General features: G+C 69.3%; 21 protein-coding genes. 16 read left to right on the plus strand and 5 right to left on the minus strand.

Features of this window, described 5'->3' with window-relative positions; translation table 11 throughout:
- Nucleotide 1 precedes the first annotated feature (1 nt).
- The 6 genes from AC1Q9M_RS07985 to AC1Q9M_RS08010 all read left to right on the plus strand — a co-directional run bounded on the left by AC1Q9M_RS07985 (nucleotide 2) and on the right by AC1Q9M_RS08010 (nucleotide 8,963).
- Nucleotides 2-1,147: a BMP family ABC transporter substrate-binding protein gene (locus tag AC1Q9M_RS07985; RefSeq protein ID WP_382323585.1), complete on the plus strand. Its 1,146-nt coding sequence runs from the start codon at nucleotides 2-4 to the stop codon at nucleotides 1,145-1,147.
- 129 nt (nucleotides 1,148-1,276) lie between these two features.
- Nucleotides 1,277-2,293, plus strand: a complete 1,017-nt coding sequence (locus tag AC1Q9M_RS07990) for a Rieske 2Fe-2S domain-containing protein (protein WP_492433209.1) — start codon at nucleotides 1,277-1,279, stop codon at nucleotides 2,291-2,293.
- 20 nt (nucleotides 2,294-2,313) lie between these two features.
- Nucleotides 2,314-3,321 (plus strand): adenosine deaminase, encoded by a 1,008-nt coding sequence (locus AC1Q9M_RS07995; RefSeq protein WP_492433410.1) that lies wholly within the window; start codon nucleotides 2,314-2,316, stop codon nucleotides 3,319-3,321.
- Between the two features lie 424 nt (nucleotides 3,322-3,745).
- Nucleotides 3,746-4,840, plus strand: coding sequence for a BMP family ABC transporter substrate-binding protein (locus AC1Q9M_RS08000; protein WP_492433211.1), 1,095 nt, complete (start codon nucleotides 3,746-3,748; stop codon nucleotides 4,838-4,840).
- Nucleotides 4,841-4,930: 90 nt separating this feature from the next.
- Complete coding sequence (gene guaD / locus AC1Q9M_RS08005) at nucleotides 4,931-6,211, plus strand: guanine deaminase (RefSeq protein WP_492433213.1); 1,281 nt, start codon at nucleotides 4,931-4,933, stop codon at nucleotides 6,209-6,211.
- A 274-nt stretch (nucleotides 6,212-6,485) separates the two neighbouring features.
- Nucleotides 6,486-8,963 carry a response regulator gene (locus AC1Q9M_RS08010; RefSeq protein WP_492433215.1) on the plus strand — a complete coding sequence of 826 codons (2,478 nt, stop codon included), beginning with the start codon at nucleotides 6,486-6,488 and terminating at the stop codon, nucleotides 8,961-8,963.
- A gap of 23 nt (nucleotides 8,964-8,986) precedes the next feature.
- Here AC1Q9M_RS08010 and AC1Q9M_RS08015 read toward each other — a convergent pair whose 3' ends face one another.
- Genes AC1Q9M_RS08015 through AC1Q9M_RS08025 form a run of 3 tightly spaced genes read right to left on the minus strand, consistent with a single transcriptional unit; the run spans nucleotide 8,987 to nucleotide 12,014 of the window.
- Complete coding sequence (locus tag AC1Q9M_RS08015) at nucleotides 8,987-9,997, minus strand: cytochrome d ubiquinol oxidase subunit II (RefSeq protein WP_444688277.1); 1,011 nt, start codon at nucleotides 9,995-9,997, stop codon at nucleotides 8,987-8,989.
- 18 nt (nucleotides 9,998-10,015) lie between these two features.
- Nucleotides 10,016-11,380, minus strand: a complete 1,365-nt coding sequence (locus tag AC1Q9M_RS08020; protein ID WP_382160469.1) for a cytochrome ubiquinol oxidase subunit I — start codon at nucleotides 11,378-11,380, stop codon at nucleotides 10,016-10,018.
- Between the two features lie 34 nt (nucleotides 11,381-11,414).
- A complete protein-coding gene (locus AC1Q9M_RS08025; protein ID WP_291113211.1) occupies nucleotides 11,415-12,014 on the minus strand; it encodes a GbsR/MarR family transcriptional regulator in 600 nt (199 codons plus the stop codon).
- Nucleotides 12,015-12,130: 116 nt separating this feature from the next.
- Between AC1Q9M_RS08025 and dcd the strand changes: the two genes are divergently transcribed.
- The 4 genes from dcd to AC1Q9M_RS08045 all read left to right on the plus strand — a co-directional run bounded on the left by dcd (nucleotide 12,131) and on the right by AC1Q9M_RS08045 (nucleotide 16,409).
- Nucleotides 12,131-12,697: a dCTP deaminase gene (gene dcd, locus AC1Q9M_RS08030; protein ID WP_382160466.1), complete on the plus strand. Its 567-nt coding sequence runs from the start codon at nucleotides 12,131-12,133 to the stop codon at nucleotides 12,695-12,697.
- Nucleotides 12,698-12,759: 62 nt separating this feature from the next.
- The gene (locus tag AC1Q9M_RS08035) at nucleotides 12,760-13,863 is read left to right on the plus strand and encodes a fatty acid desaturase (protein WP_492433219.1); all 1,104 of its coding nucleotides are present in this window, start codon (nucleotides 12,760-12,762) and stop codon (nucleotides 13,861-13,863) included.
- 71 nt (nucleotides 13,864-13,934) lie between these two features.
- Nucleotides 13,935-14,837 carry a KPN_02809 family neutral zinc metallopeptidase gene (ypfJ, locus tag AC1Q9M_RS08040; protein ID WP_291113205.1) on the plus strand — a complete coding sequence of 301 codons (903 nt, stop codon included), beginning with the start codon at nucleotides 13,935-13,937 and terminating at the stop codon, nucleotides 14,835-14,837.
- A gap of 78 nt (nucleotides 14,838-14,915) precedes the next feature.
- Complete coding sequence (locus tag AC1Q9M_RS08045) at nucleotides 14,916-16,409, plus strand: DEAD/DEAH box helicase (RefSeq protein ID WP_382160461.1); 1,494 nt, start codon at nucleotides 14,916-14,918, stop codon at nucleotides 16,407-16,409.
- A 49-nt stretch (nucleotides 16,410-16,458) separates the two neighbouring features.
- On the opposite strand, the gene AC1Q9M_RS08050 is transcribed toward AC1Q9M_RS08045, so the two are convergent.
- A complete protein-coding gene (locus AC1Q9M_RS08050; RefSeq protein WP_382160458.1) occupies nucleotides 16,459-17,295 on the minus strand; it encodes a symmetrical bis(5'-nucleosyl)-tetraphosphatase in 837 nt (278 codons plus the stop codon).
- Between the two features lie 9 nt (nucleotides 17,296-17,304).
- Here AC1Q9M_RS08050 and AC1Q9M_RS08055 point away from each other — a divergent pair, with 9 nt between their 5' ends.
- Nucleotides 17,305-18,621 (plus strand): hemolysin family protein, encoded by a 1,317-nt coding sequence (locus tag AC1Q9M_RS08055; RefSeq protein WP_444688274.1) that lies wholly within the window; start codon nucleotides 17,305-17,307, stop codon nucleotides 18,619-18,621.
- A gap of 9 nt (nucleotides 18,622-18,630) precedes the next feature.
- Here AC1Q9M_RS08055 and AC1Q9M_RS08060 read toward each other — a convergent pair whose 3' ends face one another.
- Nucleotides 18,631-20,907, minus strand: a complete 2,277-nt coding sequence (locus tag AC1Q9M_RS08060) for an ATP-dependent DNA helicase (protein ID WP_492433223.1) — start codon at nucleotides 20,905-20,907, stop codon at nucleotides 18,631-18,633.
- Between the two features lie 33 nt (nucleotides 20,908-20,940).
- On the opposite strand from AC1Q9M_RS08060, the gene AC1Q9M_RS08065 reads away from it, so the two are divergent.
- From AC1Q9M_RS08065 to AC1Q9M_RS08085, 5 genes are all read left to right on the plus strand, one after another.
- Complete coding sequence (locus AC1Q9M_RS08065) at nucleotides 20,941-21,741, plus strand: hypothetical protein (protein WP_444688272.1); 801 nt, start codon at nucleotides 20,941-20,943, stop codon at nucleotides 21,739-21,741.
- 79 nt (nucleotides 21,742-21,820) lie between these two features.
- On the plus strand, nucleotides 21,821-22,342 hold the full coding sequence (locus tag AC1Q9M_RS08070; RefSeq protein ID WP_492433225.1) for an Mpo1 family 2-hydroxy fatty acid dioxygenase: 522 nt from the start codon (nucleotides 21,821-21,823) through the stop codon (nucleotides 22,340-22,342).
- On the plus strand, nucleotides 22,339-22,860 hold the full coding sequence (locus AC1Q9M_RS08075) for a GNAT family N-acetyltransferase (protein ID WP_444688271.1): 522 nt from the start codon (nucleotides 22,339-22,341) through the stop codon (nucleotides 22,858-22,860). Before AC1Q9M_RS08070 ends, AC1Q9M_RS08075 begins: the two co-directional genes overlap by 4 nt.
- Before the next feature lie 57 nt (nucleotides 22,861-22,917).
- Nucleotides 22,918-23,391: an Rrf2 family transcriptional regulator gene (locus AC1Q9M_RS08080; protein WP_382323595.1), complete on the plus strand. Its 474-nt coding sequence runs from the start codon at nucleotides 22,918-22,920 to the stop codon at nucleotides 23,389-23,391.
- Complete coding sequence (locus AC1Q9M_RS08085) at nucleotides 23,366-24,265, plus strand: NAD(P)/FAD-dependent oxidoreductase (RefSeq protein ID WP_444688270.1); 900 nt, start codon at nucleotides 23,366-23,368, stop codon at nucleotides 24,263-24,265. The genes AC1Q9M_RS08080 and AC1Q9M_RS08085 overlap by 26 nt, the downstream gene beginning before the upstream one ends.
- The last annotated feature ends 3 nt before the right edge of the window (nucleotides 24,266-24,268 follow it).

Genomic DNA, 24,268 nt, shown 5'->3' on the forward strand with positions numbered 1-24,268 from the left:
CATGACAGACCTGAGCAAACGTTCCCTGATGAAGGTTGCCGCCTTGACCGCGCTGACCAGCGCCGTCCTGATCGGCTGCGGCAAGAAGGAAGAGGCCGCCGCGCCCGCCGCGCCCGCACCCGCTGCGGCCGAGGCACCGAAGGCCGCACCGCTGAAGATCGCGTTTGCCTACGTCGGCCCGGTGGGCGACGGCGGCTGGACCTTCGCGCACGACAACGGCCGCAAGGCGCTGGAGAAGGAATTCGGCGACAAGATCGTGACCAGCTTCGTCGAGAACGTGCCCGAGAGCGCCGACGCCGAGCGCGTGATCCGCGACCTGGCCGGCCAGGGCAACAAGCTGGTGTTCGGCACCACCTTCGGCTACATGGAGCCCATGCTCAAGATCGCGCCCGACTTCAAGGACGTGAAGTTCGAGCACGCCACCGGCTACAAGACCGCCGAGAACCTGCGCACCTACGACAGCCGCACCTACGAAGGCGCCTACATGGCCGGCGTGATCGCGGGCAGCATGACCAAGTCCAACACCCTGGGTGTGGTGGCGTCCATCCCAATCCCCGAGGTGATCCGCAACATCAACAGCTTCACGCTGGGCGCGCAATCGGTGAACCCCAAGGTCAAGACCAAGGTGGTCTGGGTCAACGGCTGGTTCGACCCACCGAAGGAAACCGAAGCCGCGACCTCGCTGATCAACGGCGGCGCCGACATCCTGTTCCAGAACACCGATTCGTCGGCCGTGCTGCAGACCGCCGAGAAGCTGGGCAAGCGCGCCTTCGGCTGGGACTCCGACATGACCGCCTACGGCCCCAAGGCCCACCTGGGTTCGGCCGTGATCAACTGGGCGCCGTACTACATCAAGGCCACCAAGGACGTGCTGGAAGGCACCTGGTCCACCGGCGGTGTGTGGTGGGGCGTGAAGGAAGGCGCGATCGACATGGTCTCCGTCGCCGAAGACGTGCCGGCCGAAGTGAAGGCCAAGCTCGACACCGTGCGCGCCGGCCTGAAGGACGGCAGCTTCTCGATCTGGAAGGGCCCGATCCTGGGTTCGGACGGCAAGGAAGTGCTGGCCAAGGACGCGGTCGCCGACGACAAGTTCCTCGGTGGCATCAAGTTCTACGTGAAGGGCGTTGAAGGCAAAGTGCCGAATTGACCCACCCCTGCCGCGCTTCGCGCGACCCCCTCGAGGGGGCGGCGCGTGCGGGCCGGCAGAGCCGGACCCGCCGTGCCCTGGAAAAAGAAAGCCGCCTCCGGGCGGCTTTCTTGTTGGAGTGAACCCACGATGATCGAACCACAACTCTGGCACCCCGTGATCGCCTCGCACCAGGTGCGCGACCAGCCCGTGGCCTGTTCGCTGCTCGGGCAGGCGCTGGTGCTCTGGCGCGAGCAGGCGCACGACACCCACCGCGTGCATGCCTGGGCCGACCGCTGCCCGCACCGGGGCGCCCGGCTCTCGCTGGGCCGGGTGCTGATCGGCCTGCACGGCACCCGCCTGGAGTGCCCGTACCACGGCTGGCAATTCGGCGGCGAGGGCCGCTGCCAGCACGTGCCCGCCGCGCCCGACTTCGTGCCGCCGGCCAGCCACTGCGCCACCCCGTTCGAGGCGCGCGAGCAGCACGGCCTGGTGTGGGTGCGGCTGCAGCCACCGTCCCAGACCCTCGCCGCGCCGCTGGCCGACCCGCCCGCGTTCGCGCCGGGCGACGACCCGGCCTGGCGCACCGTGCTGTGCGGCCCCTACGAACTCAACACCAGCGCGCCGCGCCTGGTGGAGAACTTCCTGGACTTGAGCCATTTCGGTTTCGTGCACGAAGGCTGGCTGGGCGAACGCGGCCACGCGCAGGTGCAGACCGGCGCGGTGGAAGAGGGCGAGGCCGGTCTGGTGGTGCGCGACGCCCGGGCCTGGCAGCCGCGCGCCTACGCCGGGGCGGACGCGGGCGCCTGGATCGCCTACCGCTATGACGTGCCGCACCCCTTCGCCGCCATCCTGCGCAAGGACGCCACCGAGGGCGACCCGGTGAGCAACGCGATCGCGCTCTTCATCCGGCCCGACGGCCACGAACTCTGCACCGCCTGGTTCGTGATGGCCACGCGCGGCGATGCCTCGACCGACCAGGAACTGGTCGCCTTCCAGGACGCGGTGTTCGCGCAGGACCGCCCGGTGGTGGAATCGCAGTCGCCGCGCGCGCTGCCGGTGGGCCGCACCACCCCCGTGACCGAGGTGCACGGCCCGGCCGACCGCGTCTCCAGCGCCTACCGCCGCTACCTGAAACGCCTGGACATCGCACTGGGCACCTGCTGACCGAAGGACGTGACATGACCATGACCCCCGCCCAACTCGCCGCCGCCATCCCCAAGGCCGAACTGCACATGCACATCGAGGGTTCGCTGGAACCCGAACTGATCTTCGCGCTGGCCCAGCGCAACGGCCTGAGCCTGCCCTACGCCAGCGTGGACGCGCTGCGCGAGGCCTACGCCTTCACCAACCTGCAGAGTTTCCTGGACATCTACTACGCCGGCGCCAGCGTGCTGCTGCACGAGGCCGACTTCCACGACATGGCCTGGGCCTACTTCCTGCGCGCCAAGGCCGACAACGTGGCGCACGCCGAGCTCTTCTTCGACCCCCAGACCCACACCGCGCGCGGCGTGCCCATGGCCACGGTGATCCAGGGCCTGGCCAGCGCCTGCGCGCGCGCCCAGGCCGAGCTGGGCGTGAGCGCGGCGCTGATCCTGTGCTTCCTGCGCCACCTGAGCGAGGAAGATGCCTTCCAGACGCTGGAAGCCGCCTTGCCTTACCGCCAGCACTTCATCGGCGTGGGCCTGGATTCGAGCGAGGTCGGCCACCCGCCGTCCAAGTTCTCGCGCGTCTTCGCGCGCTGCCGCGAGCTGGGCTTCCATGTGGTGGCGCACGCGGGCGAAGAGGGCCCGCCGGCCTACATCTGGGAAGCACTGAACGACCTGAAGACCGAGCGCATCGACCACGGCGTGCGCTCGCTGGAAGACCCGGACCTGGTCGCCGAACTGGCGCGGCGGCGCATCCCGCTCACGGTGTGCCCACTCTCCAACCTCAAGCTCTGCGTGGTGAACGACCTGAAGGACCACCCGATGAAGCGCCTGCTCGACGCCGGCCTGTGCGCCACCGTCAACTCCGACGACCCGGCCTACTTCGGCGGCTACATGAACGCCAACTTCGTGCAGACCGTGCAAGCGCTGGACCTCACGCGCGAAGACGTGATCACCCTGGCTCGCAACAGTTTCGAGGCCAGCTTCGTGAGCGCGGCGCGGCGCGCGGAACTTATGGCCTTGCTGGACGGCGCGGTCGCTGGCTGAACGGGCCGTGCCATGACCCAACCGAGGTTTCTGGTCGTGGCCATGCCCTCGCCAATGAACAGGGCGGCGTTGAAGAGCGCGCTCGAGATCTCGGGGCTGAAGGCCCGGCTGGACGGCGCGATGTTCGATCCGGCGAACTGGCACGAGTCGCTACAGCATCAGTTACTGGGCGCCATCCGCCCGAGCGACCCACTGGATCCGCCCGATCCAGTGGACCATCGACGAACTCTTCCTGGTCGAAGGACACCGGGTGGGCGACCACGATGAGCACTACCGCTACGACGTGATCGGAAGCTGGCTGCTGCAGCCCGCCCGGCAGCTCGATCTGTTTGACGGCCCCGGGCCCGGGTAAAATCACGCCCCAGCGAGCCCGGTGCTTCCCCGGCTCGCTTTTTCATTCACGGAAGCCATGTAGAGGACCACCATGTACAAAAACCTCGTGGCCCGGTGCGCGTGCGCACTGGCGGCTGCCAGCTTTTTATTTCCCTTTTCCACCCCCGCCCAGGCACAGACGCCGCCGCTCAAGGCCGCGTTCGTCTACGTGACGCCGCTGACCGAAGCTGGCTGGGTGCGCCAGCACGAGCAGGCCCGGCTCGCCGTGCAGGCCGCCCTGGGCAACAAGGTCGAGACACGCTACGTGGAGAACGTGGCCGAAGGCGCCGACGCCGAGCGCGTGATCCGCGATCTGGCGCAGCAGGGCCACCGCATCATCTTCACGCCCAGCTTCGGCTACATGGAGCCCACGCTCAAGGTGGCGCGCGAGTTCCCGGACGTGAAGTTCGAGTCCATCACCGGCTACAAGACCGCGCCCAACGTCGCCACCGCCAACGCGCGCTACTACGAGGGCCGCTACCTGGCCGGCGTGGCCGCGGGCCGCATGGCCACGCAGGCGGGCTACATCGCCGGTTTCCCGATCCCCGAGGTGATCCAGGGCGTCAACGCCTTCACCCTGGGCATGCGCTCGGTCAACCCGCGCGCCACCGTCAAGGTGGTGTGGCTGGGTGAGTGGTTCAACCCACCGCGCGAGCGCGACGCGGCCATGACGCTGATGAACCAGGGCGCCGAGGTGCTGGCCTTCCACACCGGTTCCACCGCCGTGATGGTGGCCGCGCAGGAGCGCGGCAGGCTCGCCGTGGCCTACCACTCCGACATGCGCCGCTTCGGGCCCGATGCGCAGATCGCCGCCGTGACCCACCTCTGGGGCGACTACTACACCCGCCGCGTGCAGGCCGTGCTGGACGGCACCTGGCAGAGCGCGAGCGTCTGGGGCGGGGTGAAGGAGGGCATGATCCGCGTCGACAGCTTCGGCAGCAAGGTGCCGGCCAAGGTGCGCGACGAGGTGCAGGCGCGCCAGGCCGACATGGCCGCGGGCAAGCTCGCGGTGTTCGCGGCGCGCAAGACCGCCGTGCGCGACAACCAGGGCAAGACCGTCATCGAAGCCGGCAAGGCGCTCGACGACGGGCAGATCCTGGGCATGAACTGGCTGGTCGAAGGCGTGCAGGGTTCGGTCGAGCGCTGAAGCCGCGCGGGCCCACCGCCGGCGCGGCGGTATGGGCCTTATCGGCGGCGCGATATGCCCGGGCGAGCCCCAGGCGTTAAGCTGCGCGGCATGAACGCCTACCGTGCCGCCCTCCTGCGTTTCGACGACCAACAACGCCCTGTCTACGACGCCGATGGCCTGCTGGTCGTCGGCCCCGACGCGCAGGGTCGGCGCGTGGTGCGCGCCGCGGGCGACCACGCCGCGCTGATCGGCAACTTTCCCGGCGTGTCGGTGGAAGACCTGAGCGGAAAACTGATCGCGCCGGGCTTCATCGACATGCACGTGCACTACCCGCAGACGGACGTGATCGGCGCGCCCGCGGCCGGCTTGCTGCCCTGGCTGGAGAACTACACCTTCCCGCACGAGTCGCGCTTTCACGAGCCGGAGCACGCGCGCGAGGTGGCGGCCTTCTTCCTGGACGAGCTGGCGCGCAACGGCGTGACCACCGCGCTCACCTTCGCGACCTCGCACCCGGCCTCGGTCGACGCGATGTTCGAGGCGGCGCGCTCGCGCGGCCTGCGCTTCATCACCGGCAAGGTGCTGCAGGACCGCCACAGCCCCGATGGCGTGCGCGACCAGACCGAACAGAGCCTGATCGACACCGAGGCGCTGATCCAGCGCTGGCACGGCGTGGACCGCCTGGGCTACGCGATCACGCCGCGCTTCGCCCCCACCAGCACGCCCGAACAGCTGCGCGGCGCGGGCGAGCTGGCGGCGAAGCACGGTGACGTGTGGATTCAATCGCACGTGGCGGAAAACCTCGACGAGGTGCGCTGGGCGGCCGAGCTGTTCCCGAAGTCGCGCAGCTACCTGGGCGTGTATGGCGACTTCGGCCTGCTGCGGCAGCGCGCGGTGTACGCCCATTGCATCCACCTCGACCAGGCCGACCGCGCGCTGATGGCCGCCACCGGCACCACCGCCGCCGTGAGCCCGACCAGCAACCAGTTCCTGGGCAGCGGCTTCTTCGACTACCTCGCCGCCGACGCGGCGGGCATGGGCTACGGCCTGGCGAGCGACGTGGGCGGTGGCACCAGCTTCTCGCCGTTCCGCACCATGCTCGCGGCCTACTGCGTGGGCCGTGAGGGCCAGACCAAGCAGGGCCTGAGCCTTACCCCGGGGCAGCTGTGGTGGCAGCACACGGCGGGCGCGGCGCGCGCGCTGGGGCTCGAGGGCGTGGTGGGCAACCTGCAGCCCGGCCACGAGGCGGATTTCGTGGTGCTCGACCCGCAGGCCACCCCCCTGCTGGCGCGCAAGACCTCGCAGGCGGACAGCCTGGACGAGCTGCTGTTCGCGCTGATCGTGCTGGGGGACGATCGGGTGGTGGCGCGCACGGTCATCGCTGGCGGCTGATCTCGATCGCGGCTTGGGCGTGTCGTTTTTGCGCTTATTTCTCGACCTAGGGAATGTCCCAGTCTGCGGGTTCCAATGATCTGAATTTGGAAACGAAGCGACGTTATTTGGGATTCAGATGCGCTTTGTTCGGGGCCACCCATTGCCCGAGGGGGGGCTGGGCTGTTGTGGTGAACAGAACGCCCCCTTAGCATCGCCCTGCCAATTTTTTGGGAGGTGCGATTTGAGCTCACTGGCCGCTGGTTTGTTCGCGAGGTACCGCTCGCATCACGACATGAACAGGTCGTTCCTGGTGTGGATGGGGGCTCTGGGGAGCCTGGCCTTCCCGCTCTTCTATCTGCTGCGTTTCACGGGGCAACTCCCGCCGCGCTACGACGATCTGGCGCTCAGGGCCATCGCCACCCTGTTGTGCCTGGCACTGGCGTTGCGCCCGTGGTGGCCCGAGAGGGCCAGGCCGTTCTACCTCGCGCATGCCTACTTCACGTCGGTCTACTGCCTGGCGTTTCTGCTGACGTTCACGACCCTGAAGAATCAGGGCGACAGCTTTTCTTTCGTGAACATGGTGATTGGTGCGGTGTGTGTCATTCTGGTCGCCGATTGGCGCAATGCCGTGGTGATGCTGGTCGCCGGATACGCCCTTGGGGCGCTCGCGTTCTGGGCATCACAACCCGGCATCGCGTTCACGCCGGACGTCTGGATCTGGCTGCCCGCGCCGACGCTGCTGTTCGTGGCCGGTGCCTTGTCCCATTTCGAAAGAAGGCAGGCCGAGCTGGCGCGCCATCGCCTGTACATGAGCTTCGCGGGTTCCATCGCGCACGAGATGCGCGGGCCCATGCAGAAGATCCAGGGTGTCTTCGACACCCTGGAGCGCGACTTCCTGCGCCTGGGGTCATCCCAGTCCTCGGTGTCCCACACGCGCGAGCAGGTCATGGCGATGGTGCGGGTGATGAACGAGGGCCGCAACGCGATCAAGCTGGGTCTGCAGTCGATCACGGTGACGCTGCAGCAGCTCAAGAGCAGGGCCTTCGATGCCTCGGGGTTCACTTGGCTCTCGGCGGCGGTGTGCACCGAGCGCGCGGTGAGCGATTTCGGCTACGAGAGCGAGGCGCAGCGCGAGCGGGTGCGCCTGGCGGAGGTGGCCGACTTCACGTTCAAGGGCGATGAAACCCTCCTGACGCTGATCCTATTCAACCTCATCAAGAACGCGCTGTATTACCTGCCGGCCTGTCCCGACGTCATGGTGACGGTGACCGTGGATGCGCAGTGCATCACGGTGCGCGATACAGGGCCGGGCATCGCGCCGGAAAAGATGGAGCACCTGTTCGAGGACTTCCAGACCTCCGGCAAGGCCGATGGCACAGGCCTGGGGTTGGCGTTTTGCCGGCGCGCCATGCGCGCCTTCGGCGGGGAGATCACCTGCGCATCGCGGTTGGGCGAGTTCACGGCGTTCACGCTGTCGTTTCCCGCAGTGGCGCAGGCGGAGGCCCGGGCCCACGCCGAAGAAGCCATGCGGCATGCCGCGCGGTTGCTGCGCGGCGCCCGCGTGCTGCTGGTGGATGACGATCCGATCCGGCGCCGCGCCACCCTGGCCCAACTCCTGGCCCTGGTGGGCAGCAGCAGCATCGACGAGGCCGGCAACGGCGCTCAGGCGCTGGACCTGCTTCGCCTGGCCTCGGACGTGCCTTATGACCTCGTCGTGATGGACCTCCACATGCCGGTGCTCGATGGTTGTGACACCGTGCGCCAGATCCGCCTGGGGGCCGCCGCCGGGCATGAACAGGTGCCGGTGCTGGCACACAGTGTCCAGCCGGCGACCGAGGCCCGCGCGCAAGCCCGCGAAGCGGGCATGGACGGGTTCCTGAGCGCGCCTTGCAGCCTGCCTGAGATGGCCGGCGCGATCGTGAGCCTGCTCAAGGACCAGCCCTTGCGCCACAGCGCCAAGGACCCGGCGCCCTTCATGGGCAGCTCCGTGCTGCTGGCGGAGGACAACGCCGTGAACCGCGCCATCGTCAAAGGCTACCTGAAGGACATGGGGTTGGAGGTGGTGGAGGCGCAGCAGGGGCAGGACGTCCTGCAGTTCCTCAAGGCGGGCGTGCGGCCGGCCGTGATCCTGATGGACGTGGAGATGCCCGTGCTCGGCGGCATGGAGACGACGCGGCAGCTGCGCGCGATGGCCGATGGGGTGCGCAACATTCCCGTGGTGGCGCTCACCGGGCATGCCTCGCCGGAGCACAGGCAGGCGGCGCGGGACGCGGGCATGGACGGCTTTCTCACCAAGCCCGTGAACGTGGTGGCCTTGCGCGGGGAGCTGGCCCGCCTGATCGGCGAGCGTCCGGTGGGTGAGGCCCAGGCGGCGGGCGCGTCGCCGTCGCCCGCGCGCCTGGCGGGGGCGACCATCGATGGGCCCTTGCTGGATGACGAACGTGTCGAGCAGCTCAAGAGCATGAACATCATGGTGAACCTGCTGCCCGATGGCCTGGCCCAGGCCCGGCGGCACATTGCCAATCTGGAGGACGCTGTGCGGCGCAACGACCTGAAAAGCGCACGCCAGGCGCTGCATTCGCTGGCCGGCCTGAGTGGCGAAATGGGGGCTCACGCCATGTCCGAGACCGCGAAGCAGCATTCGCGCGTGGTCGAGAGCAACGCCTGGCCGTTCGAGCCGAACTGGCTGGCGCGGTTCAACACGCTCTTCCTCGAATCCGAACAGGCCTTGCTCACGAGCTTTGCCCTGCGCAAGACCTCACCGTCCTAGCCCGTTAAAGCGGCGACGCGGGTTCAGTTGTAGGTCAGTGCCCGCGCCTTGCCCCAGAACACGCGGTACATGTAGATGGTGTAGATGATGATCACTGGCAGCGTGATGGCCACGCCGATGAAGATGACGGTGAGCGAGCCGGTGGACACGGCCGCCTGCCACACGTTCATGCGGCCGATCACGATGTCGGGGAAGATGCTGTACGCCAGGCCGAAGAAGGCCAGCACGAAGATCAGCACGGTGGCCGCGAACACCACCCAGCCGTAACCCGCCTTCACCACATTGGGGTGCGTGACCACCCAGCGCACCGCGAAGAAGGCGATCGCGCAGCTCAGGGGGATCGGCATCAGGCCGAACACCTCGGGCACGCTGAACCACTTCGCCACCACGCCGGGGTTCACCAGCGGCGTGGCCACCGAGATCGCGACCAGCGCAAAACCCATGGGCCACAGCACGCGGGCCGCCCAGCGCACCGCGTGGGCCTGCAGCTCGCCTTCGGTCTTCATGATCAGCCAGCCCGCGCCGAGCAGGATGTAGGCCGCCGGCAGCGTGAGCGCGATGCCCAGGCTGAACGCCAGGCCCAGCCAGCCCTTGTCGAAGCCTGTGATGTAGCTGCCCAGCATCCAGCCCTGCGAGGCGCTGGCGAGCAGCGAGCCGACGAAGAAGGCGCGGTTCCAGAACGGCACGTATTTCGTGGGCGCCTTCACACGGAAGTCGAACGCCACGCCGCGCAGGATCAGGCCGATCAGCATCACGGCCACCGGCAGGTAGAGCGCCTGCAGCACCAGCCCGTGCGCCATCGGAAAGGCCACCAGCAGCACGCCGACACCGAGCACCAGCCAGGTTTCGTTGGCGTCCCAGAACGGGCCGATGCTGGAGATCATGGTGTCCTTCTGCTCCTTGCTCTCGGCCAGGGGCAGCAGCAGGCCCACGCCGAGGTCGTAGCCGTCGAGGATCACGTAGGCCAGCAGGGCCAGGCCCATCACGGCCAGGAAGATCAGGGGGAGCACTTCGGCCCAGGTGGTCATGTTCATGGGGTGTTCTCCGTTCGGTCAGACGCCGGCCTTGCCGAGTTCGGCGCCGTGGGGTGCTTCGGGGGCATGTTTGAACGGGTGTTCGGCCATGTACTTGAGCACGCCGACGTAGGTGATGAGCAGCAGGCCGTACACGATGAGGTAGGCCGTGAGCGTGACCGCGATCATGGGCGAGGGGGTGTTGGTGACCACGTCGGCGGTGCGCAGGTGGCCGTAGACGAGGAAGGGCTGGCGGCCGATCTCGGTGACGTACCAGCCCGACAGCGTGGCCAGCCAGCCCGAGAAGGTCATGCCCGCCAGCACGTACAGCGCGGGCTTGGGCAGGTCCAGCGAGCCCTGCGCCTGGCGGCGCCGGCGCCAGAGCATCCAGGCCGAGGCCCAGGCCACGACCAGCATCAGCGTGCCCACGCCGACCATCACGCGAAAGGCCCAGAAGATCGGCGCCACCGGCGGGTGGGCGTTCGGGAATTCGTTGAGGCCCTTGAGTTCGGCGTCGGCGTCGTGCGCCAGGATCAGGCTCGCCATCTTGGGAATCTTCACCGCGTAGTGCGTGGTGCCGGCGGCCTCGTCGGGAATGCCGAACAGCGTGAGCGGCGCGCTCTTCTCGGTGTGCCAGATGCCCTCGAGCGCCGCGATCTTGGCGGGCTGGTGCTCCAGCGTGTTCAGCCCGTGCATGTCGCCGGCCAGGAACTGCAGCGGCATGGCCACCGAGGCGGCGATGATGGCCGTGCGCAAGGCCTTGTGCGTGCCGCCGGTGGCGCTGCCCTTGATGAGCTGCCAGGCGCAGAGGCCGGCGATGAGGAACGAGGCCGTGAGCGCCGAGGCCAGCAGCTTGTGCGCCAGGCGGTAGGGGAAGGAGGGGTTGAACACCACGGCGAACCAGTCGACCGCGACGAACTTGCCGTCCACGATCTCGAAGCCCGCGGGTGTCTGCATCCACGAATTCAGGCTCAGGATCCAGAACGCCGACATGGTGGTGCCGAAGGCCACCAGGAAGGTGGCGGCCAGGTGCACGCGCTCGCTCACGCGGCCCCGGCCGAACAGCATGATGCCCAGGAAGCTGGCCTCCAGGAAGAAGGCGGTCAGCACCTCGTAGCCCAGCAGCGGGCCCGCGATGTTACCGGCCCGTTCCATGAAGCCGGGCCAGTTGGTGCCGAACTGGAAGCTCATCACGATGCCGGAGACCACGCCGAGCGCGAAGCTCAGCGCGAACACCTTGGTCCAGAAGTAGTAGGCCTCTTCCCATGCCGGGTCGCGCGTCTTGATGTGGCGGATGCGGAAGTACAGCAGGAACCAGCCCATCGCGATCGTGATGGTCGGGAACAGGATGTGAAAGCTGATGTTCGCCGCGAACTGGATGCGCGAGAGGAGCAGGGCGTCCATGGGGGTTCTCCGTGGGGTTCTTGTCTGGTGGGGGTCAGGCCGCGTCGGGCAATTTCTCCGGGCGCGCGCTGCGGCCCGCCGCCTTGCCCGTGAGGCGGTCCTTGAGTTCGAGCACGCGCGTGACGGTCGCGCCCATGCCCATCAGCTGCATCGCGGTTTCGGGGGCCAGCTTCTGCACGTCGTCGAACCAGGTCATGAGCCGGTCGATCAGGTCGTGCATCTCGCGCATGCGGGCCTGCGCGTGGCGCTCGGCGTCGGTCTTGGGCGTTTCCAGCAGCGCGGTGCGCAGCATGGACAGGGTGGGCTCCACTTCGCGGCGGCGGCGCTCCTCGGCCAGCACGCGGAAGATTTCCCACACATCGGCCGGCGCCTCGAAGTACTCGCGCCGGTCGCCCGGCTGGTGGCGCAGGCGCACCAGCCGCCAAGCCTGCAATTCCTTCAGGCCCATGCTCACGTTCGAGCGCGAGAACTCCAGCGTCTCGGCGATCTCGTCGGCGTTGAGCGCGTTGGGTGAAATGAAGAGCAGGGCGTAGATCTGCCCCACGGTGCGGTTGATGCCCCAGCGGCTGCCCATTTCCCCGAAGTGGGCAACGAACTCGCGGTTGAGGGGCGGAAGATGGTCTTGCAGTGGCATGCCCGGAAATGTAGCTGGTTCGGCCTGAGTTTTCAGTAATTACTGAAATTCCGGTAATTTCCTGGGGGCTCTCCGCGATCCGGGACCGGTGGGCGCGCCACCTACAATCGCGCCCCATGAGCATCAAAAGCGACAAATGGATCCGCCGCATGGCCGAACAACACGGCCTGATCGAACCGTTCGAGCCCAACCAGGTGCGGGCGGTGGATGGCAAGAAGGTGATCAGCTACGGCACGTCGAGCTACGGCTACGACATCCGTTGCGCGCCGGAATTCAAGGTGTTCACCAACATCCACAGCACGGTGGTGGACCCGAAGAACTTCGACGAGAACAGCTTCGTGGACATCAACAAGGACGTCTGCGTGATCCCGCCCAACAGCTTCGCGCTGGCGCGCACGATGGAGTACTTCCGCATCCCGCGCAACGTGCTCACCATCTGCCTGGGCAAGAGCACGTATGCGCGCTGCGGCATCATCGTCAACGTCACGCCCTTCGAGCCCGAGTGGGAAGGTTATGTGACGCTGGAGTTCAGCAACACCACGCCGCTGCCGGCCAAGATCTACGCGGGCGAGGGTTGCGCCCAGGTGCTGTTCTTCGAAAGCGACGAGGTCTGCGAGACCTCCTACAAGGACCGGGGCGGCAAGTACCAGGGCCAGGTCGGCGTGACCCTGCCCAAAGCTTGACGGTTCGCGCGCCTTGACCCAGGTCAAGGCGGCCGGGCAACCCGGTCGATAGCATGCCGGGCATGTCACGCAACCCGCCCGGCTTCTCTTCTCCCGCCCCCATCCCCGCTGGCCAGCCGCTGCCGCACCGCAAGGTGATCCGGGGCTGGCTCGCCCCGCTCGTCGAGCGGCGCACCGCGCGCGCCATCGCGCTGCTGGTGTTCGACTGGGTGGTCTTCGCCGCGCTCATGGCCGGCACCGTGTGGTTCGTCGCCGTGTGGGCCAAGCTGCTGTGCGGCCTGGCGGCGGGCTTCATGATCGGGCGGCTGTTCATCATCGGCCACGACGCCTGCCACCAGAGCTACACGCCGCACCGGGGGCTGAACCGCGTGCTGGGCCGCATCGCCATGCTGCCCTCGCTCACGCCCTACAGCCTGTGGGAAGTGGGGCACAACGTGGTGCACCACGGCTACACCAACCTCAAGGGCGTGGACTTCGTGTGGGCGCCGCTCACGCGCGAGGAGTTCGCCGCGCTCTCGCCGATGCGCCGCGCCCTGGAGCGCGCGTACCGCAGCGGCTTCGGCCCGGCGCTGTACTACCTGGTGGAGATGTGGTGGCACCGCATGTTCTTCCCGCGCAAGACCTACATGGGCACGCGGCGCGCCGAGTTCGTGTGGGACGGCGTGTTCGTCAGCGCCTGCGCGCTGGCCTGGATCGGCGGCCTGGTGGCCGCCGCCTCGGCCACCGGCCAGTCGGTCTGGCTGCTGCTGGCCATGGGCTTTGCCGTGCCCTTCCTGTTCTGGAACGCCATGATCGGTTTCGTGGTCTACGTGCACCACACGCACACGGCGGTGCAGTGGCACGACGACAAGGCCGCCTGGGGCCGCGCCGCGCCCTTTGTCTCGACCACGGTGCACCTCACCTTTCCGCTGCGCATCGGCGCGATGCTGCACCACATCATGGAGCACACCGCGCACCATGTGGACATGAGCATCCCGCTCTACCAGCTCGAAGGCGTGCAGCGCCTGCTGGAGGACGCGCTGCCGGGCCGCATCATCGTGCAGCGCTTCTCGTGGCGCTGGTACTTCGACACCGCGCGCCGCTGCAAGCTCTACGACTTCGGCCGGCGCTGCTGGACCGACTTCCAGGGCCGCCCGACCAGCGCCTGCGCACCCGCAGTCGCCTGAGCCCGGCGGGGCCACGCCCGCTTCATAATGGGATACCCGCACCCGTACCGAGGTCGCCGAGGAGCCATGCCATGAAGTGGGAAAACAACCGCCAGTCCGATCAGATCGAAGACCGCCGCGCCGACCCCGGCGGGGGTGGGCTCGGTGGCCTGGGTGGCGGCCGGCGTGTGGGTGGGCGCGGCATCGGCCTGGGCACCATTGCCGTCGCGCTGGTCGCGGGCTGGATCTTCGGCATCAACCCCATGACCATTCTCGGCGTGCTCGGCGGCGTGGGCGATGGCGCACCCACCGCCCAGGTGGAGACCACCCAGGGCCCGACCCAGGCGCCCACCGACGACATGGGCAAGTTCGTGGCCGCCGTGCTCGGCGGCACGGAAGACGTGTGGGGTCAGGTGTTCCAGCAGGCCGGCGCGCAGTACCAGAAACCGCGCCTCGTGCTGTTCCGGGGCGCCACGCCCACGGCCTGCGGCACCGGCCAGTCGGCCATGGGCCCGTTCTACTGCCCGGGCGACCAGAAGGTCTACATCGACCTGAGCTTCTACGACACCCTGCGCCGCCAGCTCGGCGCGCCGGGCGACTTCGCCCAGGCCTATGTGATCGCGCACGAGGTCGGTCACCACGTGCAGAACCTCATGGGCATCACCGACCAGATGGAGCAGGCGCGCCGGCGCGTGGGCGAGCGCGAGTACAACGCGCTGTCGGTGCGGCTGGAGCTGCAGGCCGACTGTTTTGCCGGCATCTGGGCCCACCACAACCACAAGAACAAGGCCATCCTGGAGCCGGGCGACGTGGAAGAGGCGCTGAACGCCGCCGCCGCGATCGGCGACGACGCCTTGCAGCGCAAAAGCCAGGGACAGGTGGTGCCCGACAGCTTCACTCACGGCACCAGCGCACAGCGCCAGCGGTGGTTCAACACGGGGCTGCAAAGTGGCAGCGTGCAGTCCTGCGACACCTTCAAAGCGGGCAGCGTCTGAGGCCTGGCGGAGGCCGCCGGCCCGGATTTGGGCGAAAAACGGTCAAAGTGCGACAATACGTGGCTAACTTTGAAGCCAATGACCCAATCCTTCTCCGAACTCTCCCTCTCGCCCGCCATTGAGCGAGCCGTGGCCGAAATGGGCTACGCGACCATGACGCCGATCCAGGCGCAGGCGATTCCGGTGGTGCTGCAAGGCCGTGACGTGATGGGCGCCGCCCAGACCGGCACCGGCAAGACCGCCGCGTTCACGCTGCCGCTGCTGCAGCGCATGCTCAAGCACGAGAACGCCTCCACCTCGCCCGCGCGCCACCCGGTGCGCGCCCTGGTGCTGCTGCCCACGCGTGAGCTGGCCGACCAGGTGGCCGAGCAGGTCAAGCTGTACGCCAAGTACACCAACCTGCGCAGCACAGTGGTGTTCGGCGGCATGGACATGAAGCCGCAGACGGCCGAGCTCAAGAAGGGCGTCGAGGTGCTGGTGGCCACGCCCGGGCGCTTGCTGGACCACATCGAGGCCAAGAACTGCGTGCTCAACCAGGTCGAGTACGTGGTGCTCGACGAGGCCGACCGCATGCTGGACATCGGCTTCCTGCCCGACCTGCAGCGCATTCTGAGCTACCTGCCCAAGCAGCGCACCACGCTGCTGTTCTCGGCCACCTTCTCGCCCGAGATCAAGCGCCTGGCCAACAGCTACCTGCAGGACCCGGTGACCATCGAGGTGGCGCGCTCCAACGCCACGGCGTCCACCGTGGAACAGCATTTCTACCGCGTGGAAGACGACGACAAGCGCGGCATCCTCAAGCAGATCCTGCGCGAGCGCGGTCTCAAGCAAGCCTTCGTGTTCGTCAACAGCAAGCTCGGTTGCGCGCGCCTGGCGCGTTCGCTCGAGCGCGAAGGCCTCAACACCACGGCCCTGCACGGCGACAAGAGCCAGGACGAGCGCCTCAAGGCCCTGGAAGCCTTCAAGACCGGCGCGGTGGACCTGCTGGTCTGCACGGACGTGGCCGCGCGCGGCCTGGACATCAAGGACGTGCCGGCGGTGTTCAACTTCGACATCCCGTTCAACGCCGAGGACTACGTGCACCGCATCGGCCGCACCGGCCGCGCGGGCGCTTCGGGCCTGGCGGTGTCGTTCGTGAGCGGGCGCGACACGCGCCTCATGGGCGACCTGGAAAAGCTGCTGGGCAAGAAGCTCGAGCTCGAAGCGCTCGAGTTCGAAGCCGACCGCCGCCCGGCGGGCCGCTTCAACGATGGCCAGCGCGCCTGGCAGCAGCCCGAAGGGCAGGACGCCGAGCGCCGCGAGAGCCGAGCCATCCGTGAGAGCCGCGAGAGCCGCACCCCGCGCGAAGCGCGAGGCGCCTCCGATTCGCGCCCGACCCGCGCACCGCGCGCGCCGGCCGATCCGCTGTTCGACAAGCCCTACGAACCCAGCGCCGCGAGCGACGCCACGCCCTCGTGGGAAGTGTCGCAGCGCGCCGCCGCGCGCACGGCCTCGCCCAACATCAAGACGCGCCGCAAGGTGCCGGCCTTGTTCAAGAGCGCCCCCGCACCGGCGCCGGCTCAGGAAAGCTGAGGGCGAAGCCCTTGCCTGAGCCTGCCAGGCGGCTTTCGCCGCCGCTCCTTCAGCGCTTGCCGGGTTTGCTGGCCTGCTCGCAGCGCACCGAGATCCGCTCCACCTCGCCCGGCACCTCCGTGATGCGGGCCGCGGTGAGGCAACCGCCCCACACACAACCCGTGTCCAGCGCCTGCAGGTCGTGGCGCTGCACCGCGCCCAGCGTGGACCAGTGGCCGAACGCGATCGGCACGCCTTCGGTGCGCCGGCCCGGCACGTCGAACCAGGGCATGAAGCCCTCGGGCGCCGCGCCCGCGCTGTCCTTGGTGTCGAACTCCATCACACCCTGCGCGGTGCAGAAGCGCAGCCGCGTGAAGGCATTGACGATCACGCGCAGGCGCGCGGCGCCGCGCAGCGAGTCGCTCCACAGCGGCGGTTCGTTGCCATACATCTCCTGCAGGAAGCCGGTCCAGTCGGCGCTGCGCAGCACGGCCTGCAGCTCGCCGGCCAGCGCCAGCGTGCCGGCCACGTCCCACTGCGGCAGCACGCCCGCGTGCACCATCAGCCAGCCGTGTTCGAACAGCGCCATGGGCCGCGCGCGCAGCCAGTCGAGCAAGGCCTCGCGGTCGGGCGCGGCAAGGATGTCACCCACCGTGTCGCTGCGATGTGGCTTGCGCACGCCGTGCGCCGTGGCCAGCAGGTGCAGGTCGTGGTTGCCGAGCAGGCAGTGCGCCGCGCCGTCGAGCGCGATCAGCCGGCGCAGCACGGCCAGCGAGGCCGGCCCGCGGTTGACGAGATCGCCCAGCAGGTACAGCGTGTCGCGGCTGGGTGAGAAACCGATGTCGTCGAGCAGGCGGCCGAGCGCCGCGTCGCAGCCCTGCACATCCCCGATCATGTAAAGTGCCATTGGCCGATTATGGACACCCTCCTCATTGTTTTTCTGACGCTGCTCAACGGGGCGTTCGCCATGTCCGAGCTGGCCCTGGCATCCAGCCGCAAGGCGCGGCTCACGGCCATGGCCGAGGCCGGCGACAAGGGCTCGGTCACCGCGCTCCAGCTGCTGGACAACCCCACGCAATTCCTCTCCTCGGTGCAGGTCGGCATCACCTCCATCGGCATGCTCAACGGCATCGTGGGGGAGGCTGCGTTCAGCGACGACCTGGGTCGCCAGCTCGTGGCATGGGGCCTGACGGAAGCCACGGCCAGCGTGATGGCCACCGCGATCGTGGTGGTGGTCATCACCTTCATCACCATCGTGTTCGGCGAGCTGGTGCCCAAGCGCATCGGCCAGCTCTACCCCGAGGCCGTCGCGCGCTGGGTTTCGCGCCCCATGGCCTTCGTGGCCCAGGCCGCCAAGCCCTTCGTGTGGCTGCTCACGCACACCACGCAGTGGGTGCTCAAGCTGCTGCGCATCGACACCAACGCCGTGCAGCACGTGACCGAAGAGGAAATCAACGCCAGCCTGGAGGAGGGCGTGGACGCCGGCATCATCGAGGAACACGAGCACCAGATGGTGCGCAACGTGTTCCTGCTGGACGACCGTCAGCTCACCTCCATCATGGTGCCGCACTCGGAAATCGAATGGCTCGACGCCGAGGACCGCATCGACGCGGCCGTGCAGAAGGCCTGGACCACCGGCCATTCCTGGTACCCGGTGTGCCGGGGCGGGCTGGACGACGTGGTCGGTGTGATCCACCTGCCGCGCATGCTCGCGCTGCAATCCGAAGGCCACAACGAACCCTTGATGCAGCACGTGCTGCCGGCCGTGTTCGTGCCCGAGACACTCAGCGGCATGGAGCTGCTGGAGCAGTTCCGCGAACGCGCGACGCGCATGGTGTTCGTGGTTGACGAATACGGCGTGGTGCAGGGCCTGCTCACGCCGCTGGACATGCTGGAGGCCATCACCGGCGAGCTGTCGCCGCGCACCGCAGTGGACGCCTGGGCGACGCAGCGCGAGGACGGCGCCTGGCTGGTGGACGGCGCGATGCCGGTGACCGAGCTGAAGTCGCGCCTGGCGATCGACGACCTGCCCGACGAGGACAAGGGGCGCTACAACACCGTGGCCGGCCTCATGCAGACCGTGGCGGGCGACCTGCTGGGCCGGCGCGAGCACGTGGACTGCGCGGGCTGGCGCTTCGAGGTGCTGGTGCTCGATGGGCGCCGCATCGATCAGGTGCTGATCACGCGCCTGCCCGAGCCCGAGTCGGAAGCGGCGGTCGAGGCCGACGGCTGAGCCGCGCGCTCACAAGCCCCACCACGCGGGAAGCCAGCGCCGCACCTCCGGACGGCCGAAGCGCTCGTCCATCAGCACCACCACGCCTTCATCGTCCGGTCCGCGGATGACGCGGCCGGCGGCCTGCACCACCTTCTGCAGGCCCGGGAACAAATAGGCGTAGTCGTAGCCCTGCCCGAAACGGGCCTGCAGCCGCGCGCGCAGTTGTTCGGTCACCGGGTTGAGCTGCGGCAGGCCCAGGGTGGCGATGAAGGCGCCGATGAGGCGCTGCCCGGGCAGGTCGATGCCTTCACCGAACGCACCACCCAGCACGGCGAAGCCGATGCCCTGGCTGTCTTCGGTGAAGCGCGCGACGAAGGCCTCGCGCTCGGGTTCGCCCATGCCGCGCGACTGCGCCCACACCGGCAGCGCCGGGTGCGTGGCCTGCAGGCGTTGCAGCGCCTGCTGCAGGTAGTCGAAGCTGCTGAAGAAGGCGAGGTAGTTGCCGGGCCGTTGGGCGTACTGGTCGGCCATGACCTCGACCAATGGGTCGAGCGAGGCGGCGCGGTCGGCGTAGCGGGTGGAGAGGTTCGGCGTCACGCGCACCTGCAGCTGCGAGGCATCGAAGGGCGAGGGCACGGACAGGCGCGCGGTGTCTTGCGGCAGGCCCAGCAGGTCGCTCACGTAGGCCATGGGGCTGAGCGTGGCCGAGAACAGCGTGGCGCTGTGCGCGGCCTGCCAGCGCGGCTGCAGCAGCGGGCCGGGGTCGAGGTTGCGGATGTTCAGCACCGGCTGGCGCGCGCGGCCGGCCGCGCGCGGCGCGGGCGTGAGGTCCACCAGCGAGTGCTGGTCGAACACCTCGGCCACGCGCAGGAAGCGCTGCACCTCGAACAGCCAGTCCTGCAGACCGGCCGCGTCCGCGCCCTCGGGTTCGAGCGCGAGGTGGTCCGACAGCGCCGCGCTGTGGCGTTGCAAGGCCTCGATGAACGCACCCGGCAGTTCGGGCAGCACCGTGTGGTCCTGCGTCTGCAGGCGCGCCAGCGCGCTCCAGGGGCGCTGCAACCGGTCCATGGTTTTCTTCAGCGCGGCCGGTGCGCCCTTGCGCACGGCCTGGAAGGCGGCGGGGCGCAGCTCGGCGCTGTACATGAGCCGCGCGCGCTCGATCAGGTTGTGCGCCTCGTCCACCAGCAGGCCCACGCGCAGTCCGTCGCCCACCGTGAGCGACCAGGCGTGCGCGCTGAGGTCGAAGAAGTGGTTGAAGTCGCCCACCACCACGTCGCTCCAGCGCAGCAGGTCCTGGCCCAGGTAATACGGGCAGACCTCGTGGCGCAGGGCGATCTCGCGCAGCGCGGCCTTGTCGAGCCAGCCCGCCTGCGCGGCGGCCTCGCGCGCGGCCGGCAGGCGGTCGTAGAAGCCGCGCGCGAGTGGGCAGGACTCGCCGTGGCAGGCCTTGTCCGGGTGCTCGCAGGCCTTGTCGCGCGCCACCAGTTCGAGCACGCGCAGTGGCTGGGCCTTCATGCGCTGCAGGGCGTGCAGCGCGAGCTGGCGCCCGGGTGTCTTGGCGGTCAGGTAGAAAAGCTTGTGCGTGCCCTGGGCGGGCGCGGCGCGCAGGGCCGCGAACAGCGTGGCCATGGTCTTGCCGATGCCGGTGGGCGCCTGCGCGAGCAGGTGGCGCCCGGCGCCGTGGCAGCGGTAGACGGCGGCGGCCAGCTCGCGCTGCCCGGGCCGGAAGCCCTCGAACGGAAAGGCCAGCGCGCGCAGCGCCTCGTCGCGCGCGGCGCGGTGCGCCAGCTCGGCGCGCGCCCAGCCCGCGTAGCGCGCGCAAAGCGTTTCGAAGAAGGCCTTGAGCTCCACCGCGCTGTGCCACACGGGCAGCACCGTCTCCTGCGCGGTATCGATGTTGAAATAGACCAGCGCGAGTTCGATGCGCTCCAGCGCGTGCTGTTCGCACAGCATCCAGCCGTAGACCCGCGCCTGCGCCCAGTGCAGTTCGCGGTGGTTGTCGGGGATGCGCGCGGCGTCGCCCCGGTGCGTCTTGATTTCCTCCAGGCGCGGCACCGCCGGGTCGAAGCCGTCGGCCCGGCCCTGCACCCGCAGCTCGCCACAGCGGGCGCTCAGCGGCACCTCGCGCTGGTAGCCCGCCGCGCGCCGCGCGGTCACGGTGGTGTGGCCGGCGATGCCGTCCTGCGCGCTGGGCGAGGGCGTGAAGCGCAGGTCCAGGTCGCCCGCCTTGGCCGCGAAGGCGCACAGCACGCGCACCGCCACCGAGGCGGTGGTCGTGTCGATGGACGGTGGGTTGGCCGACATGGCTCACCATGGTACTGGATATATAGTCAGTGAATGTCCGCGATCGCCCCCGCCCTGACGCGGCGCCACCACCAGCGCCTGCGCGAGATCTACCGCTCGGCCGGCTGGCCCTGCCACGACATGCTGGAGGTGGAGCTGCTCGCCGCCGGCCTGCTGGAGCGCCGGCCTTCGCCCGAGGGTTTCGAGAGCCTGCGCGTGACCGAGGCCGGCATCCAGCGGCTGGCCGAGGTGTTCAGCCAGAACAAGGCCGCGCGCACGCCGCACGAGGCCCTGGTGGAGCGCGTGGCCACGGCGATGGCTCAGGCCGGGCGGCTCAGCTGGCGCGGCCTGATGCTGCGCGTGCCGCTGCCGCGCGCGCTGCTGGGCGGTGAGCCCGCTGCGGACACCGGCGGCCCACTGCAGGCCTGCGCCTTCGAGAGCGAGGCCGTCGCCGCCCCTGCGCCCGAGCACGGCTGGTGCATGGCCTCTCCGGACGTGTTCTCGGTGCGGCACACCACCGTGGAGGCCTACCTGGAGCCCGTGGTGCACGAGATCAAGGTGAGCCGGGCCGACCTGCTGGGCGACCTGCGCAAACCCGCCAAGCGCGCCGCCTACCTGGGCCTGGCCAGCGCCTGCTGGTACGTGCTGGGGCAGGACGCCAAGGGCCGCCCCATCGCCGCGCCCGACGAGGTGCCGCCCGAGTGCGGCGTGATGCAGCTCGAAGGCGAGCGCCTGGTGGTGGCGCGCGAGGCGCCGCGCCGCGCGGTCGAACGCCTGCCCTTCCACGTGTGGATGGCGCTGGCGCGCAGCGGGCCGGCCGTGCGGCCGGAGGACGACGCGCAGTCGCTGCTGTGACCCGATCGGTGAAATCCCACTGGCGCGGCAGGGCCACTCTGGCGATGATGTGTGCCTGTGCTGTTTCTCGGAGACCACGATGAAAACCCTGAACGACCACCTGAGCCAGTACGCGGCCTACCACCGCGACCGCCGCAACATCGTCACGCACTTCATCGGCATTCCCATGATCGTGCTCTCGGTCGTGGTGCTGCTGGCGCGCCCGGCCTTCGACGTGGCGGGCCTGCCCCTGTCCCCGGCCACGCTGGCGGTGATCGCCGCCACGCTCTACTACCTGCGGCTGGACCTGCGCTTCGGCGTGGTGATGGGCCTGCTGCTCGCGGCCTGCCTGGCGGTGGCGCATGCCACGGCGGGCCTGTCCACCGGCGCCTGGGCCACCTTCGGCGTGGGCCTGTTCGTGGTGGGCTGGGTGATCCAGTTCGTCGGCCACATCTACGAAGGCCGCAAGCCGGCCTTTGTCGACGACGTCATGGGGCTCATCATCGGCCCGCTGTTCGTGGTGGCCGAACTTGCCTTCCTGATGGGCCTGCGCCGCGAGGTGGAGGCGGTGGTCGAGTCGCGCGCGGGCCCGGTGCACGGCGGCCGCGAGCTCGCCAAGTGATCCGGCCCGAGTCGCCCGGCGACGTCGAAGCCATCCACGCGCTGACGGCGGCCGCCTTCCAGCGCGCGCCGCACACCAGCCACACCGAGCACCTCATCGTCGACGCCCTGCGCGCCGCGGGGCAGCTTGCCGTGTCGCTGGTCGAAGAGCGGCAGGGCGCCGTGGTGGGCCATGTGGCGGTGTCGCCGGTGACGGTGTCGGATGGCACGCGGCACTGGTTCGGCCTGGGCCCGATCTCGGTGCTGCCCGGTTACCAGGGGCTGGGCGTGGGCAGCGGGCTCATGCGCGCGGCCCTGCAGCGCCTGCGCGATCAGGGCGCGGGCGGCTGTGTGCTGGTGGGTGAGCCGGCCTTCTACGGCCGCTTCGGTTTTCGCGCCGTGCCCACCCTGCTGTTGCCGGGTGTGCCGCCCGAGTATTTCCAGGCCCTGGCCTTCAACGGGCGGGTGCCGCACGGCGAGGTGAGCTACCACGAGGCCTTCGACGTGCGGCCGCCGGAAGCCGAAAACCACACGCGCTGACGGGCTGATCGGCGCGCGGTGGCACCGAGGTCGTTTTCATGTAACTATTCAAGTTACATGAAACTCGACAGCAAACTCTCGTCCATCCTTCACCTGCTGCTGCACATGGCGCAGAGCGAGCGGCCCATGACCTCCGAGGCCCTGGCCGCCTGCCTGCAGGGCAGCAGCCCGGTGGTGGTGCGCCGCACCCTCGCCGGCCTGCGCGAGGCCGGCTTCGTGAGCTCCGAACGGGGCCACGGCGGCGGCTGGGTGCTGGCCTGCAACCTCAAGACCGTGACCCTGCGCGACGTGTACGACGCGGTCGGCGCACCCACGGTGTTCGCCATCGGCCACCGCTCGGACAACCCCGAGTGCCTGGTGGAGCAGGCGGTCAACGAGGCGCTGTCGGGCGCGTTGCAGGAGGCCCAGGCGCTGCTGGTGCAGCGGCTGGGCCGCGTGACGCTGGCCGACCTCGCGGCCGATTTCAACCGCCGTTTCGACGCCCACCCCCATGCCAGGAGCCACCATGCCCACCACCACCTCCCCGAATGACGCCATCGTGATCGGCGGCAGCTACGCCGGCCTGTCCGCCGCCCTGCAGCTCGCGCGGGCGCGCCGCCGCGTGCTCGTGATCGACGCCGGCCTGCGCCGCAACCGCTTCGCCAGCGCCTCGCACGGCTTCCTGGGCCAGGACGGCCGCGCGCCCGGCGACATCGCCGCCGAGGGCCGGGCCCAGCTGCTCGCCTACCCCAACGTGCGCTGGCTGGACGGCACCGTCGCGCGCGCCGAAGCGCAGGGCGAGGGTTTTGGCGTGGCGCTCGACGGTGGCCACACCGAGCAGGCCCGCACGCTCGTGATCGCCACGGGCGTGGTGGACGAGCTGCCGGCCATCGAAGGCCTGGCCGAGCGTTGGGGCCGGGGCGTCTTCCACTGCCCGTACTGCCACGGCTACGAGCTCGACAACGGGCGCATCGGCGTGCTGGCGGTCAGCGAGATGTCCATGCACCACGCGCTGATGCTGCCGGACTGGGGCTCGACCACGTTGTTCCTCAACGAGGCCTTCGTGCCCGACGAGGCGCAGCGCGCCGCGCTGGCCGCGCGCGGTGTCGCGGTGGAAGCCGGCGCGGTGGCGCGCCTGGTGGACACCGCCACGGTGGAGCTGCGCGATGGCCGCCGCTTCGCCCTGGATGGTCTGTTCACCATGGCGCGCACGCACATCGCCAGCCCGGTGGCGGCGCAGCTGGGCTGCGCCATGGACGAAGGCCCCACGGGCGCCTTCATCCGCACCGACGCGATGCAGGGCACCAGCGTGCCCGGCGTGTTTGCCTGCGGCGATGCCGCGCGCGCGGCCGGCAACGTGGCGATCTCGGTGGGCGCGGGCGCCATGGCCGGGGCCAGCGCGCACCGCGCCCTGATGTTCGGCTGATCG

Source organism: Hydrogenophaga sp. GW823-FHT04C09 (assembly GCF_058796355.1).